The organism is Bacillus sp. JJ1503 (assembly GCF_036965125.1).
In the GTDB taxonomy this organism is placed as follows: Bacteria; Bacillota; Bacilli; order Bacillales; family Cytobacillaceae; genus Cytobacillus.
In genome coordinates, this window is the sequence record NZ_JBALOZ010000166.1 from 1 (window position 1) to 14,463 (window position 14,463).

Annotated in this window: 12 protein-coding genes and 1 other annotated feature; all 12 genes read left to right on the plus strand. The window is 39.9% G+C overall.

What is annotated here, in order from left to right; translation table 11 throughout:
* Positions 1-794: 794 nt before the first annotated feature.
* Complete coding sequence (locus V7149_RS13450; RefSeq protein ID WP_438824015.1) at positions 795-1,205, plus strand: CtsR family transcriptional regulator; 411 nt, start codon at positions 795-797, stop codon at positions 1,203-1,205.
* A gap of 24 nt (positions 1,206-1,229) precedes the next feature.
* Entirely contained in the window at positions 1,230-1,778 is a 549-nt protein-coding gene (locus V7149_RS13455) for a UvrB/UvrC motif-containing protein (protein WP_335346141.1), read from the plus strand.
* 2 nt (positions 1,779-1,780) lie between these two features.
* Positions 1,781-2,860 carry a protein arginine kinase gene (locus V7149_RS13460; protein WP_335346142.1) on the plus strand — a complete coding sequence of 360 codons (1,080 nt, stop codon included), beginning with the start codon at positions 1,781-1,783 and terminating at the stop codon, positions 2,858-2,860.
* 4 nt (positions 2,861-2,864) lie between these two features.
* Positions 2,865-5,312: an ATP-dependent protease ATP-binding subunit ClpC gene (gene clpC, locus V7149_RS13465; RefSeq protein ID WP_335346143.1), complete on the plus strand. Its 2,448-nt coding sequence runs from the start codon at positions 2,865-2,867 to the stop codon at positions 5,310-5,312.
* Between the two features lie 125 nt (positions 5,313-5,437).
* Complete coding sequence (gene radA / locus V7149_RS13470) at positions 5,438-6,817, plus strand: DNA repair protein RadA (RefSeq protein WP_335346144.1); 1,380 nt, start codon at positions 5,438-5,440, stop codon at positions 6,815-6,817.
* A 3-nt stretch (positions 6,818-6,820) separates the two neighbouring features.
* Positions 6,821-7,894, plus strand: coding sequence for a DNA integrity scanning diadenylate cyclase DisA (gene disA / locus V7149_RS13475; protein ID WP_335346145.1), 1,074 nt, complete (start codon positions 6,821-6,823; stop codon positions 7,892-7,894).
* 185 nt (positions 7,895-8,079) lie between these two features.
* On the plus strand, positions 8,080-9,162 hold the full coding sequence (locus V7149_RS13480) for a PIN/TRAM domain-containing protein (RefSeq protein ID WP_335346146.1): 1,083 nt from the start codon (positions 8,080-8,082) through the stop codon (positions 9,160-9,162).
* Between the two features lie 20 nt (positions 9,163-9,182).
* Positions 9,183-9,875, plus strand: coding sequence for a 2-C-methyl-D-erythritol 4-phosphate cytidylyltransferase (ispD, locus tag V7149_RS13485; RefSeq protein ID WP_335346147.1), 693 nt, complete (start codon positions 9,183-9,185; stop codon positions 9,873-9,875).
* A gap of 28 nt (positions 9,876-9,903) precedes the next feature.
* Complete coding sequence (gene ispF / locus V7149_RS13490; protein ID WP_335346148.1) at positions 9,904-10,383, plus strand: 2-C-methyl-D-erythritol 2,4-cyclodiphosphate synthase; 480 nt, start codon at positions 9,904-9,906, stop codon at positions 10,381-10,383.
* A 49-nt stretch (positions 10,384-10,432) separates the two neighbouring features.
* A complete protein-coding gene (gene gltX, locus V7149_RS13495; RefSeq protein ID WP_335346149.1) occupies positions 10,433-11,890 on the plus strand; it encodes a glutamate--tRNA ligase in 1,458 nt (485 codons plus the stop codon).
* Positions 11,891-11,933: 43 nt separating this feature from the next.
* Positions 11,934-12,180: a binding site (T-box leader), on the plus strand.
* Positions 12,181-12,385: 205 nt separating this feature from the next.
* Entirely contained in the window at positions 12,386-13,078 is a 693-nt protein-coding gene (gene cysE / locus V7149_RS13500; protein WP_335346150.1) for a serine O-acetyltransferase, read from the plus strand.
* Entirely contained in the window at positions 13,059-14,462 is a 1,404-nt protein-coding gene (gene cysS / locus V7149_RS13505; RefSeq protein ID WP_335346151.1) for a cysteine--tRNA ligase, read from the plus strand. Before cysE ends, cysS begins: the two co-directional genes overlap by 20 nt.
* Position 14,463: the final 1 nt, after the last annotated feature.

The window sequence follows — 14,463 nt, forward strand, 5'->3', positions numbered from 1 at the left end:
CAAAAGTAAAGGACATCATTAAGATGTCTTTTTTTGTTGTTGCTAAAAACGATTATGACGCTCTTTCGGAAGAAAATTTTAAGCTGATTGTAATTAAGAGAGGTTCAAAACGCCTTTTACGCAGAAAAGTAAGGGTCCAAGGTAGTTAAAAGAAGTTTAAAACACCCTTCATGAAGAAAAATAAGGATCGAAGGTAGTTAAGAGCTGTTCAAAACACCCTTCGTGAAGAAAAGTAAGACCCGAAGGTAGTTAAGAGGGTTCAAAACGAACGCCCTTCACGTAAAAAAACTAAGGCCCAGGGAGCGAACCGACCTTAACTACACCTTAGACAAAAAACTAAAGTCGAAAGCCTCCTTCAAGCAATGCCCATACCCCCCCATACCCCCCATAAAGCTGCCTTTTAAAAAAGTAAGAACGCAGTAGAACGGCGGTTTCAACTATACCTTCCGCAAAACCCCAGCCTTTTATTATTCAATAACAACTGTATGACTTCTACTTTATGATTGACACTCTTTTTCCGCCTCCTCCTTGTAAAGGATCAACACACCTCCTAATGATTCTCCAATAATAATTTCAAAAATGAACCAAACTTTTATTTCTAGGAATTAGAATAAAATTAATTCACAGGTTTGAGAACCAAAAAAAGGGGAAAAATTAATAACATCTGTTAATTGCAACGAAATATATTGTTATGTATAATTAAAGTCAAATATAGTCAAAGTCAGATTTTGGGGGGAGGAGTATTGAGAAATATCTCAGATATTATTGAAGATTATTTAAAACGGGTTTTAGAAATGAGCGAAAGGGAAATTGTTGAAATTAAAAGAAGTGAAATTGCAGATAAATTCCAATGTGTTCCGTCCCAAATTAATTATGTTATTAATACGAGATTTACAATTGAAAAAGGCTATGCAGTTGAAAGTAAACGCGGCGGCGGCGGATATATTAGAATCATGAAAGTACAATCACATGACGATGCTCATTTAATTGAACAATTATTATCGTTAATTCAAGGTCGACTGGCCCAAAGCAGTGCAGAGGATGTTATTATCCGCCTTGTAGAGGAAGAGATTATAACAAAAAGGGAAGCAAAAATAATGTTAAGCGTAATCGATCGCTCTGTCTTGTATATTGAACTCCCTTATCGTGATGAACTCCGCTCAAGAATGCTGAAAGCCATGTTGACAACGTTAAAATATAAATAGTTAGCAAGCTGGAGAGGTGAAAACATGATATGTCAGGAATGTAATCAAAGGCCGGCAACGCTTCATTTTACGAAAATATTAAATGGAGAGAAGGCTGAGTATCATTTATGTGAAAAGTGCGCTCAGGAAAAGGGCGATATGTTCATGCTAAGTGGTGCACCGGGTTTTTCAATTCATAACTTGTTAGCCGGTTTGCTGAATATGGATACAACCTTTCAAAATACAACGGAGGATCCATTTAAGCAGGAAGAAATTCTCCAATGTGAACAATGCTCTATGACCTTTCAGCAATTTATAAAGGTAGGAAGGTTCGGCTGTGCTCATTGTTACCAGGCTTTTAGTGACCAGCTCGAGCCAATATTGAGAAGGCTGCATAGTGGGAATTCAGTTCATAATGGAAAAATTCCTGCAAGAATCGGAGGAACCATTCATTTAAGAAAGAGCATTGTTGAATTGAAACAAAGCTTAAAAGATTCCATATCCAAAGAAGAGTTTGAAAGAGCAGCTGAAATAAGAGATGAGATTCGATTACTAGAAAACCAATTGAACTCTAGTCACGAGGGAGGGAAGTAAGCTTGTCGCTAGAACGATTCATTAACCAAGCTGTGAGCTCCTGGATGAGTGCCGAAGGTCCAGATTCAGATATTATCCTAAGCTCAAGAATTCGGCTGGCAAGAAATATAAAGCAATTCAAGTTTCCAACCCTATTTACGAATGACGAGGCCAAGTTAGTTATTCATATGATGAAGGAGAGGATCGAGAATTCCTCTTTTTCAAAACTAGGGAAATTTGAGCTGTTGCTGATGGATGAGCTCCAACCGCTACAGAAAAGGGTTCTAATGGAAAAGCATTTAATCAGTCCGCATCTCGCGGAGAATTCCTCTTATGGTGCTTGCGTTTTATCTGAAAATGAAGAAGTAAGCATGATGATTAACGAAGAGGATCATATACGGATTCAATGCATATTTCCAGGATTCCAATTATCAGAGGCTTTGAATATGGCTAATGAAGTGGATGACTGGCTAGAAGAAACGATTGATTATGCATATGATGAAAACGCCGGCTTTTTGACAAGTTGCCCAACTAATGTTGGAACAGGAATAAGGGCATCAGTTATGGCTCACTTGCCCGGGCTAGTTCTCACTCAGCAAATGAATAGAATTATACCCGCTATTAATCAATTAGGGTTAGTTGTTAGAGGAATTTACGGTGAAGGCAGCGAAGCTTTAGGGAACATCTTTCAGGTGTCTAATCAAATCACTCTTGGCAAGTCTGAAAAGGATATTGTTGAAGATCTAAAGAGTGTGGTCAGTCAGCTAATTTCACAAGAAAGATCAGCTAGAGAAGCATTAGCGAAAACTTCTAACATACAATTAGAAGATAGAGTCTTCCGCTCTTATGGGATCTTATCAAACTGCCGAATTATTGAATCAAAAGAAGCAGCGAGATGTTTATCAGATGTTCGGCTAGGGATTGATATGAAATATTTAACTAATATTTCCAAAAACATTTTAAATGAATTAATGATCCTGACGCAGCCTGGTTTTTTACAGCAGTATGCAGGAGGGCCATTAAGGCCTCATGAACGGGATATTCGCCGGGCGTCATTAATAAGGGAAAGAATGAAAATGGAAAACGAAGAGACAGGAGGATGAGAATATGATGTTCGGTCGTTTTACAGAGAGAGCACAAAAGGTGTTAGCATTAGCTCAGGAGGAAGCCATTCGTTTAGGTCATAACAATATTGGAACAGAACATATTTTGCTTGGTCTTGTACGAGAAGGGGAAGGAATTGCTGCAAAGGCTCTGCATGCATTGGGCTTAGGTTCTGATAAAATCCAAAAAGAAGTAGAAAATTTAATCGGCAGAGGGCAGGATGCATCACAGACGATTCATTATACGCCTAGAGCTAAAAAAGTGATTGAACTTTCCATGGATGAGGCACGAAAATTAGGCCATTCCTATGTAGGAACAGAGCATATCCTCCTTGGCCTCATTCGCGAAGGGGAAGGCGTTGCTGCAAGGGTACTTAACAATCTCGGAGTCAGTCTAAATAAAGCACGGCAACAAGTGTTACAGTTATTGGGAAGCAATGAGTCCGGGGGTCATCAAGGATCTTCGGCAAGTGCGAATACCCCAACACTAGATGGATTGGCAAGAGATTTAACAGCCATTGCCAGAGAAGGAAGTTTGGATCCGGTAATTGGTCGCGGCAAGGAAATTCAGCGTGTAATCGAAGTTTTAAGCCGTCGTACAAAAAACAATCCAGTTCTCATTGGGGAACCAGGTGTAGGTAAAACAGCTATTGCAGAAGGCTTAGCACAGCAAATTATTAATAACGAAGTACCAGAAACTCTCCGTGATAAACGAGTCATGACCCTTGATATGGGTACAGTTGTTGCAGGTACAAAATATCGTGGTGAATTTGAAGACCGACTAAAGAAAGTTATGGATGAAATTCGCCAGGCAGGTAATATTATTTTATTCATTGACGAACTTCACACTTTAATTGGTGCTGGAGGAGCGGAAGGTGCAATTGATGCATCGAATATCCTTAAGCCATCTCTTGCCCGAGGAGAGTTGCAATGCATTGGGGCAACTACCCTTGATGAATACCGTAAATATATTGAAAAAGATGCAGCATTAGAAAGACGGTTTCAGCCTATTACTGTTGATGAGCCAACAGCAGAGGAATCTGTACAAATTTTGCAGGGACTTAGAGATCGGTATGAGGCACATCACCGTGTTACCATTACAGATGAAGCCATTAATGCAGCAGTGAAACTATCAGATCGTTATATTTCAGATCGTTTCCTTCCAGATAAAGCGATTGATTTAATTGATGAAGCAGGATCAAAGGTAAGACTGCGATCTTATACTACTCCTCCTAATTTAAAGGAATTAGAACTAAAGCTTGAAGATGTTCGTAAAGAAAAGGATGCAGCCGTCCAAAGTCAGGAGTTTGAAAAGGCTGCTTCATTAAGAGATACGGAACAGCGCCTTCGTGAACAGCTAGAGGAGACTAAGAAATCTTGGAAGGAAAAGCAGGGCAAAGAAAATAGTGAAGTCACCGTTGAGGACATTGCAAGTGTTGTCTCAAGCTGGACTGGAATTCCGGTTTCGAAGCTAGCACAAACCGAAACACAAAAACTCTTAAACCTTGAAGAGATTTTACACTCTAGAGTAATTGGCCAAGAAGAAGCGGTAATAGCGATATCCAAAGCAGTTCGCCGTGCTAGAGCAGGATTAAAGGATCCAAAAAGGCCAATTGGTTCATTTGTTTTCCTTGGACCAACAGGAGTAGGGAAAACAGAGCTTGCCCGTGCGCTGGCTGAATCAATGTTTGGTGATGAAGATGCAATGATCCGCATTGATATGTCCGAATACATGGAGAAGCATTCAACATCCAGATTAGTAGGATCTCCTCCAGGCTATGTTGGATATGAAGAAGGAGGACAGTTAACGGAAAAGGTTCGCAGAAAGCCTTATTCGGTCGTCCTGTTAGATGAAATTGAAAAAGCGCATCCAGATGTATTTAATATTCTATTACAAGTACTAGAGGATGGCCGCTTAACGGATTCGAAGGGAAGAACAGTAGACTTCCGGAACACCGTTTTAATTATGACTTCCAATGTGGGCGCAGAAGCCTTGAGAAGAAATAAATACGTTGGTTTTAACATTCAGGATGGGCAACAGGATTACAAGGATATGAAAGGTAAGGTAATGGAGGAGCTGAAGAAATCATTCCGTCCAGAATTCCTTAACCGTATTGACGAAATCATTGTTTTCCATGCGTTAGAGAAGAAGCATCTGCAAGAAATCGTGACCCTAATGTCTGATCAATTAACAAAACGATTAAAAGAACAGGATATTAATCTTGAATTAACAGATGCTGCGAAGGAGAAAATTGCTGAAGAAGGCTATGATCCTGAGTATGGAGCTAGACCTATTCGCAGAGCGATTCAAAAGCATGTCGAGGACCGATTATCTGAGGAATTGTTAAAAGGAACGGTATTAACAGGCCAGGGTATTGTTATTGATGTCAAGGATGGGGAATTTGTAGTGGAACCAGCAAAAGGAAAGCCTGCTGCAACCTTACAAAAATAATGGCGTCTAAACAAATGGTCTGATGGAAATCAAGAGGGTACACGTAAGAGCGTGTGCCTTCTTTGCACTTAATAGTAAAATAATTAAGCGATTTTCTAATTAAAAAGAAGAGGAAGAAAACTAGAATGGCCAAAAGAAAAACAAAGTTTATGTGTCAGGAATGCGGCTACGAATCTCCAAAGTGGATGGGGAAGTGCCCAGGCTGCGGCGTGTGGAATAAGATGGTAGAGGAAGTAGAGAAAGCAGCTGGTACGAGAAGAGGAGCCTTCGCACACTCACAGGGCTCGGCCGTCCTTTCAAAAGCTACACCGATTACTTCTATTGAAACCGTAAGCGAGCCTCGTATTTACACAGACTTGAATGAATTAAATAGGGTGCTTGGGGGAGGAATTGTCAGAGGTTCGCTAGTACTGATTGGCGGTGACCCTGGTATTGGGAAATCGACCTTACTTCTCCAGGTCTCATCTCAATTAGCTAATAAAAACCATTCTGTCTTATATATTTCCGGTGAGGAATCTATGAGGCAGACGAAATTGCGTGCGGATCGACTAGGAGTTGCTTCCGAACATTTACTCGTTTATTCGGAAACGAGCCTCGATGAAATTAGCCGTACTATTGAAAGTGCCAATCCTAGCTTTGTGATTGTTGATTCCATCCAGACAATTTTCCACCCAGAAGTAACCTCTGCTCCAGGCAGCGTCTCTCAAGTAAGAGAGTGTACGGCTGAGTTAATGAGAATTGGGAAAACGAAAGGTATTGCCATATTTATTGTCGGGCATGTTACAAAGGAAGGCTCCATTGCGGGTCCAAGACTATTGGAGCATATGGTAGATACGGTTCTTTACTTTGAAGGTGAGCGTCATCATACATACCGAATTTTGCGGGCAGTCAAGAACCGCTTCGGCTCCACGAACGAGATGGGGATCTTTGAAATGAAAGAGTTTGGCTTAGAAGAAGTGGAAAATCCATCAGAAATTTTCCTGGAGGAACGATCCCAAGGTGCGGCTGGTTCAACCGTAGTAGCTTCAATGGAGGGCACTCGTCCAGTCCTTGTAGAAATTCAGGCTCTTATTTCTCCAACAAGCTTTGGAAATCCCCGGAGAATGGCAACCGGAATCGATCATAATCGTGTCCCGCTATTGATGGCAGTGTTAGAAAAACGAGTCGGGATGTTGTTGCAGAACCAAGATGCTTACCTTAAGGTCGCTGGTGGGGTGAAGCTTGATGAGCCTGCTATCGACTTAGCCATTGCTGTAAGCATCGCTTCTAGCTTTCGTGACAAGCCCACAAGAGCTACTGACTGCATTATAGGCGAGGTTGGTTTAACGGGAGAGGTTAGAAGGGTATCAAGGATAGAGCAGCGTGTTCAGGAGGCAGCCAAGCTTGGATTTGAACGTGTGATTTTACCAGCAAATAACCTAGGGGGCTGGTCTGGGCCAAAGGGAATTGAGCTTGTAGGAGTCAGTTCCGTCAGTGAAGCATTAAAAGCAACTTTAGGAGGTTAGAGAATGGAGCTAAAAAAGCTTGGTGAAAAAACGATGAGTGAAATTCTGCAATTTATGGCCCCAGGTACGCCGATTCGGGAAGGAATCGATAATGTGCTAAGAGCAAATACAGGAGGCTTAATTGTTTTAGGAAGTAAGGACAAAATCACACATATCGTTGATGGGGGCTTTCAAATAAATGCTTCTTTCTCACCAAGCTATTTGTACGAGTTGGCTAAAATGGATGGAGCGATCGTATTAAATCAAGAAGGGAATAAAATTTTGATTGCAAATGCCCAATTAGCACCAGATCCAACTATTCCGTCATCGGAGACAGGCATGCGCCACAGAACAGCAGAAAGAGTTGCAAAGCAGACAGGAGAGCTTGTTATAGCTATTTCACAAAGGCGGAATGTCATCACCCTTTATAAGGGCCATTTTCGCTACGCACTTAGGGATATTGGGGTTATTTTGACTAAGGCAAATGTAGCCTTACAAACACTTGAAAAATACAAGATTGTCTTAGAAGAGGATATTTCTAATTTAAGTGTGCTGGAATTTGAGGAAATTGTGACTTACAGCGATATATTAAGCGTGTTTCACAGCATTGAAATGGTCCTAAGGATAAAAAATGAATTACTAACTTATTTAAACGAGCTTGGGATAGAAGGAAGACTGATTCGCTTACAAATGAACGAGCTTTTAGACGGTATTGAGAGAGAAATAGATTTAATTATTAGGGATTATGCTCATTCAAAAGACACTCACCCTAATGAAATGTTTGATAAATTACAAGAGTTGTCGGTCGGGAAAATGCTGGAGGATTCAGTTATTTTAAAGCTATTAGGATATAACGGCTATGTCCATACGGAAGAGTTTAGGTGTCCCCGTGGCTATCGGATGTTATCAAAAATCCCAAGATTGCCTCCTATTATTATTGAAAATTTAATTCTTCGGTTTATGGATCTCCCAACTATTGTTTCTGCGTCAGTAGAGGAATTAGATGAAGTTGAAGGAATTGGGGAAGTAAGGGCTAAAAAAATAAAAGAAGGCCTAAAATTGATAAAAAAACAGCTTTTAGCAGATCGGCAGCTTTAAGTGACCATTGAACTATATATGCCGTTATGATAAAATGATCGGTTATTTGTATTATTTGACACTTGATTACCAATGGTGCTACCCTAGTTTGTAATAGATTCTTTTTTTTCATCATCTATATTTTAATATAATTTTTTCTGCTCCAAGGTTTCAANNGTTTATAATGAATAAAAGGAGGTGAAGGTATGTTAAAACGTATTGTTCAAGCATGCTTTCTGATAATCGGGATTACGCTGGGGATATTTCTCATTCCCGAACTATTAATATTAATATCCCTGGATGACATTGCTCTTTTAAATAATCCATATGTGTCCGCCTTGTTAGGTGCCATTATTTTTTATCTTATTTCTTTTTGGGCGGTTGATCATGTTGTAAATGTTGTTAAATGGGTGGAAGAGTCGCTTGTAAAAGCACCCATAACCGATATTATCTTTGGAAGCGTTGGCTTAGTTTTTGGATTAATCATCGCCTTTTTAATTGGGTATGCTTTAACAACTATTGAAGTGCCTGTCTTAAATACTGTTGCTCCTATTGTGTTAACCCTTATATTTGGCTATTTAGGTTTTCAGGTGGGCTTTAAAAAGCGTGATGAGCTTCTAACCTTATTTTCAAACAGAAAGAAGAAGAATATAGAAGAAGAAACTGAAGCACCACCGAAAAATGTGTTGAAATTATTGGATACAAGTGTCATTATTGATGGCAGAATCGCCGATATTTGCCAAACTGGATTTCTAGAAGGAACCATTGTCATCCCGCAGTTTGTTCTGGAAGAATTACAGCATATTGCTGACTCATCAGATGTTTTAAAGCGGAATAGAGGACGAAGAGGTCTTGACATTCTAAACCGAATTCAGAAAGAGCTTGCGATTAAAGTAGAGATTTATGAAGGTGACTTTGAAGAAATTCAGGAAGTAGATAGCAAGCTAGTGAAGCTTGCGAAAGTAACAAATGGAATCGTTGTTACAAATGATTTTAACCTAAATAAAGTTTGCGAATTCCAAGGGGTTTCTGTCTTAAATATTAATGATCTAGCCAATGCTGTTAAACCGGTTGTTCTTCCTGGAGAAGAAATGAAGGTACAGGTCATTAAAGATGGAAAGGAACAAAATCAAGGAATTGCTTATCTGGATGATGGCACAATGATTGTGGTCGAGGATGGCCGGGATTACATCGGAAAGCATATTGATGTCCTTGTCACGAGTGTTCTGCAAACCTCAGCTGGACGAATGATATTCGCGAAACCAAAGCTATTGGAAAAAGCATTATAAGGGATTGGGGTTTGTTTGAAATGGCTTATCAAGTCATCATTCCTGCTGCAGGCCAGGGAAAAAGAATGGGAGCGGGCAGGAATAAAGTTTTATTAGAAATAGATCAACAGCCGATTTTTATTCATACATTAAGAGTTTTTGAGCTAGATGAGAATTGCGAGGGCATTTATCTTGCCATCAATCCCCAGGATGAGAATGAAATGAAGGCGCTCCTTAAGGAATATGGCATTTCAAAGGTGATAGCTTTAGCTCCTGGCGGAAAGGAAAGGCAGCATAGTATTTATAATGCCTTAAAATGTGTGAAGCAAGAGGGAATCGTTCTTGTTCACGATGCAGCAAGACCATTTATTGATAAAAAACTTCTCGACTCGTTAGTAATAGCTGCAGAGAAAAATGGGGCCGCGATACTAGCGGTCCCTGTAAAGGATACAGTAAAAAAGGCTGCCGGAAATATTGTGACTGAAACGGTAGAAAGAACCAGCTTGTGGGCTGTCCAAACCCCACAGGCTTTTCGTTTTTCTATTTTAATGAATGCTTACCAGAAGGCTGAAGCAGATCATTTTCTCGGAACCGATGATGCAAGTTTGGTGGAGCGGACTGGGCAGGATGTTATGATTGTTGAAGGAAATTATGACAATATTAAGCTGACAACGCCAGAGGATTTATATTTTGCAGAGGCCATTATTCGGAAACGAATGGGCAATCAACCATAACTATTTTTATAAAAGAGGAGACAATAAGATGTTTCGAATTGGACAAGGCTTTGATGTGCATCAATTAACGGAAGGGCGCCCGCTTATACTAGGCGGAATTGAAATTCCATATGAAAAAGGTTTATTAGGTCATTCTGATGCGGATGTACTATTACATACAGTGGCTGATGCTTGTCTAGGGGCAATCGGTGAAGGAGACATCGGAAGGCATTTTCCCGATACCGATCCTGAGTTCAAAGATGCAGATTCAGCAAAATTATTAGAACATGTGTGGAATTTAGTTAAGGAAAAAGGGTATGAGCTTGTCAATGCAGATTGTACCATCATTGCTCAAAGACCAAAAATGGCTCCATATATTGGCCAAATTAGGGAGAGAATAGCCCAATTACTAGAAACCTCTGTTGAAAACATTAACGTAAAGGCTACGACAACTGAGAAGCTAGGATTTGTCGGCAGAGGCGAGGGAATTGCTTCACAAGTTGCTGTTTTATTGCAGAAAAAGAAATGATAAAATAAATCAATAAAAAAGTAGATTTTTAGAGGAGGACATAAGTAATATGTCAAACGATATTCGTGTACGTTATGCCCCTAGTCCAACTGGACATTTACATATCGGTAATGCCCGTACAGCTTTATTCAATTATTTATTTGCTAGAAGCAAAGGCGGGAAATTTATCATCCGTATTGAAGATACTGACAAGAAACGTAATATTGAAGGCGGAGAAGAAAGTCAGTTAAAGTACTTAACATGGCTCGGGATTGATTGGGATGAAAGCGTGGATAAGGATGGCGGCTTTGGCCCTTATCGCCAATCTGAGAGAAATGATATTTATGAAAAGTATTATCATGAACTTCTTGAAAATGGTTCTGCCTATAAATGCTATTGTACGGAAGAAGAGTTAGAGGCTGAAAGAGAAGCGCAAACGGCTAAAGGAGAAACGCCAGCTTACTCCGGCAAATGCCGTCATTTGTCTCCAGAGGAGCGTACAAAGCTTGAAGCAGAAGGAAGACAGCCGAGCGTTCGCTTCTTAGTTCCACAAGGTAAAGTATATGCTTTCGATGATATGGTTAAAGGAAATGTATCCTTTGAATCAGATGGAATTGGTGATCATGTTATCGTCAAAAAAGATGGCACACCTACCTATAATTTTGCCGTAACGGTTGATGATCATTTAATGCAGATTTCCCATGTATTAAGAGGGGATGATCACATCTCCAATACACCTAAGCAATTGATGATTTATGATGCTCTCGGCTGGGAAGCTCCGGTTTTTGGACATATGACATTAATTGTCAATGAGAGCCGCAAAAAATTAAGTAAGCGTGATGAGTCCATTATCCAGTTTATCGAGCAATACGAGGAGCTAGGCTATTTGCCTGAAGCCCTATTTAACTTTATTGCCCTATTAGGATGGTCTCCATCTGGCGAGGAAGAAATTTTCTCTAAGGAGGAGTTCATTAATATTTTTGATGCTAGCCGCTTATCTAAATCACCTGCTCTTTTCGATAAACAAAAGCTGACATGGATGAACAATCAATATATGAAAACGATTGATATTGATCGTCTTGTCGCCATTTCTCAGCCACATCTTGTAAAAGCGGGCCGAATTAGTGAGAACTTGACTGAAGAGGAAACACAATGGGTGCGCAGCCTCATTTCCTTATATCAGGAAAAAATGAGCTACGGCGCTGAAATTGTAGAGATGTCAGAGATTTTCTTTAGTGATAAAACAGTTATGGATGATGAAGCGAAGGCTGTTATCGAAGAGGAACAGGTTCCAGAGGTTCTAACTGCTTTTCTACAGGAAATTGAAGGCATAAGTGAATTCAAGGCCGATGAAATTAAGGCTGCGATGAAGGCTGTGCAAAAATCTACTGGCCATAAAGGCAAGAAGCTCTTTATGCCTATCCGCGTTGCGATAACAGGCCAGACTCATGGGCCGGATCTCCCGCAGGCAATTGAGCTTTTCGGGAAAGAAAAAGTAAAAATGCGATTAATGAGTATTTTAGATTAACATATTGCCCAAAATGTAATATAGTAATAAGTAACTCAATAAATGAAAAGTGTTGAAGAGGAAAAGTAAGAATATGATGCTTTTTAGAGAGAACCATCACCGGCTGAAAGTGGTTTAAGCCTCTCATTGATCTGAAGTGCCCCTCTGAGCCTCATTTCGAACGGATTTTTCATATCTTAGCAGTATGAAATTTTCCTAATAGAAGTGAGCGGAACTAATCCGTTAACAAGTAAAAGTTGAGACATTTCGATGTCTAAACAGAGTGGAACCGCGCATAAAGCGTCTCTGTCGTAATTGACGGAGGCGTTTTTTTTATACCCAAAATACAAAAACGATATAACAATTTTGGAGGGGGGTATTATTAAAAGTCTTCGATATGAAAGCTTATCCTCACTGAAAAAAGCACCATGTACACACTCTTTTTTAACCTGTGGAAATAAAAAATTTCCCGGAAAATACTATTCGAAAAAATCTTTTTTATAAATAAATTATCGAATGAAGATTAGGGAGGGGACAAACGTGTTTAATAGGCTAAAGGAAGATATCGAAGTTATATTTGAACAGGATCCGGCTGCAAGAAGTTATTTAGAGGTAATCTTAACTTATTCAGGCCTGCATGCCATATGGGCACATCGATTAGCACACGCGCTTTTTAAAAGAAAACTCTATTTTCTTGCAAGAGTCATCTCACAAATCAGCCGCTTTTTCACAGGAATTGAAATTCATCCAGGTGCGAAAATCGGAAGAAAACTTTTCATTGACCATGGGATGGGGGTAGTCATTGGGGAGACTTGCGAAATTGGTGATAATGTAACCATTTTCCAAGGGGTAACATTAGGAGGAACCGGGAAAGAGAAAGGAAAGCGGCATCCTACTATTAAGGATAATGCCTTGATTGCTACAGGAGCAAAGGTGCTTGGATCCATTACGATCGGGGAAAATTCGAAGGTTGGAGCGGGATCTGTCGTTTTACATGAAGTGCCTCCTAATTCGACAGTAGTAGGAATACCAGGTAAAGTAAAAATCCAGGATGGTGTTCGTATTAAAAAAGATTTAAATCACAGCGACCTTCCTGATCCTATTGCAGATCGATTTAAAGAATTGGAAAAAGAAATTGCCCAACTGAGCAATGAATTAGAGGACCTTAAGAAAGAAAGGAGCCTAGTTAATGGCCATTCAAATTTATAATACACTAACAAGACAGAAAGAGCCGTTTATCCCTTTAGAGAAAGGGAAGGTAAAAATGTATGTGTGCGGTCCAACTGTTTATAATTATATTCATATAGGAAATGCAAGACCGCCAATTGTTTTTGATACGGTTAGAAGATATTTTGAGTATAGAGGTTATGATATCAAGTACATCTCTAATTTCACAGATGTTGATGATAAATTAATCCGTGCGGCGAATGAATTGGGAGAAGAAGTTCCCGTCATTGCAGAGCGCTTTATCGATGCCTATTTTTCAGATGTTTCGGCGCTTGGCTGCAAACGTGCTGACGCCCACCCGAGAGTGACTGAGAGCATGGACATTATTATTGAATTCATTGAAGCATTAATTGAAAAGGGATATGCCTATGAATCTGAAGGGGATGTCTACTACCATACCCGCAAATTTAAGGAGTATGGAAAGCTTTCTCACCAATCCATTGATGAGCTTCGGTCAGGCGCCCGCATTGCTGTAGGAGAAAAGAAGGAAGACGCTCTTGATTTTGCCCTTTGGAAGGCAGCAAAAGAAGGAGAAATTTATTGGGATAGCCCATGGGGAAAAGGTCGCCCTGGCTGGCACATAGAGTGCTCCGCGATGGCGAAAAAGTATTTAGGCGAAACAATTGATATTCATGCGGGCGGACAGGATTTAGCCTTCCCTCACCATGAAAATGAAATCGCCCAATCGGAAGCAGTAAGCGGAAAAACATTTGCGCGTTATTGGATGCATAACGGCTATATTAATATCGATAATGAAAAAATGTCAAAATCACTTGGTAACTTTGTTCTTGTCCATGACATTATTAAGAATCATGATCCGCAGGTGCTTCGATTCTTCATGCTGTCCGTTCATTATCGCAACCCAATTAACTATAGTGAAGAATTACTAGAAAATACGCGTGCGGGTATAGAAAGAATTAAAACATCCTACCAAAACTTGAAGCATCGCCAAGAAACAAGTGCAGACCTAACTGAAAACAATCAAGAATGGCTAGATAAAATTGCAGCACAGCACGAAGAATTTATCAAGGCAATGGACGATGATTTTAATACAGCAAATGCCATTTCTGTTCTCTTTGAGCTTTCCAAATTAGCGAATTATTATTTAATGGAGAAAAATACCTCCCTACAAGTGATTAAGGCATTTACTAAGGAATTTGAGGATCTTTTCCAAGTGCTTGGGCTCACTTTAGATTTCCCGAAAGAGGATTTGCTCGATGAAGAGATTGAGCGTTTAATCCAGGAGCGTATTCAAGCACGTAAGGATCGAAACTTCCAATTAGCCGACCAAATCCGTGATCAGCTAAAAGACATGAACATCATTCTTGAAGATACACCTCAAGGCATTAGATGGAAAAGAGGCTAAA

Bases quoted from the DNA above. Each gene is read 5' to 3' on its own strand.
- ispD (WP_335346147.1), top strand. From the start codon at position 9,183: ATGGCTTATCAAGTCATCATTCCTGCTGCAGGCCAGGGAAAAAGAATG.
- radA (WP_335346144.1), top strand. From the start codon at position 5,438: ATGGCCAAAAGAAAAACAAAGTTTATGTGTCAGGAATGCGGCTACGAA.
- V7149_RS13480 (WP_335346146.1), top strand. From the start codon at position 8,080: ATGTTAAAACGTATTGTTCAAGCATGCTTTCTGATAATCGGGATTACG.
- V7149_RS13450 (WP_438824015.1), top strand. From the start codon at position 795: ATGAGCGAAAGGGAAATTGTTGAAATTAAAAGAAGTGAAATTGCAGAT.
- ispF (WP_335346148.1), top strand. From the start codon at position 9,904: ATGTTTCGAATTGGACAAGGCTTTGATGTGCATCAATTAACGGAAGGG.
- V7149_RS13455 (WP_335346141.1), top strand. From the start codon at position 1,230: ATGATATGTCAGGAATGTAATCAAAGGCCGGCAACGCTTCATTTTACG.
- cysS (WP_335346151.1), top strand. From the start codon at position 13,059: ATGGCCATTCAAATTTATAATACACTAACAAGACAGAAAGAGCCGTTT.
- clpC (WP_335346143.1), top strand. From the start codon at position 2,865: ATGATGTTCGGTCGTTTTACAGAGAGAGCACAAAAGGTGTTAGCATTA.
- disA (WP_335346145.1), top strand. From the start codon at position 6,821: ATGGAGCTAAAAAAGCTTGGTGAAAAAACGATGAGTGAAATTCTGCAA.
- cysE (WP_335346150.1), top strand. From the start codon at position 12,386: ATGAAGATTAGGGAGGGGACAAACGTGTTTAATAGGCTAAAGGAAGAT.
- gltX (WP_335346149.1), top strand. From the start codon at position 10,433: ATGTCAAACGATATTCGTGTACGTTATGCCCCTAGTCCAACTGGACAT.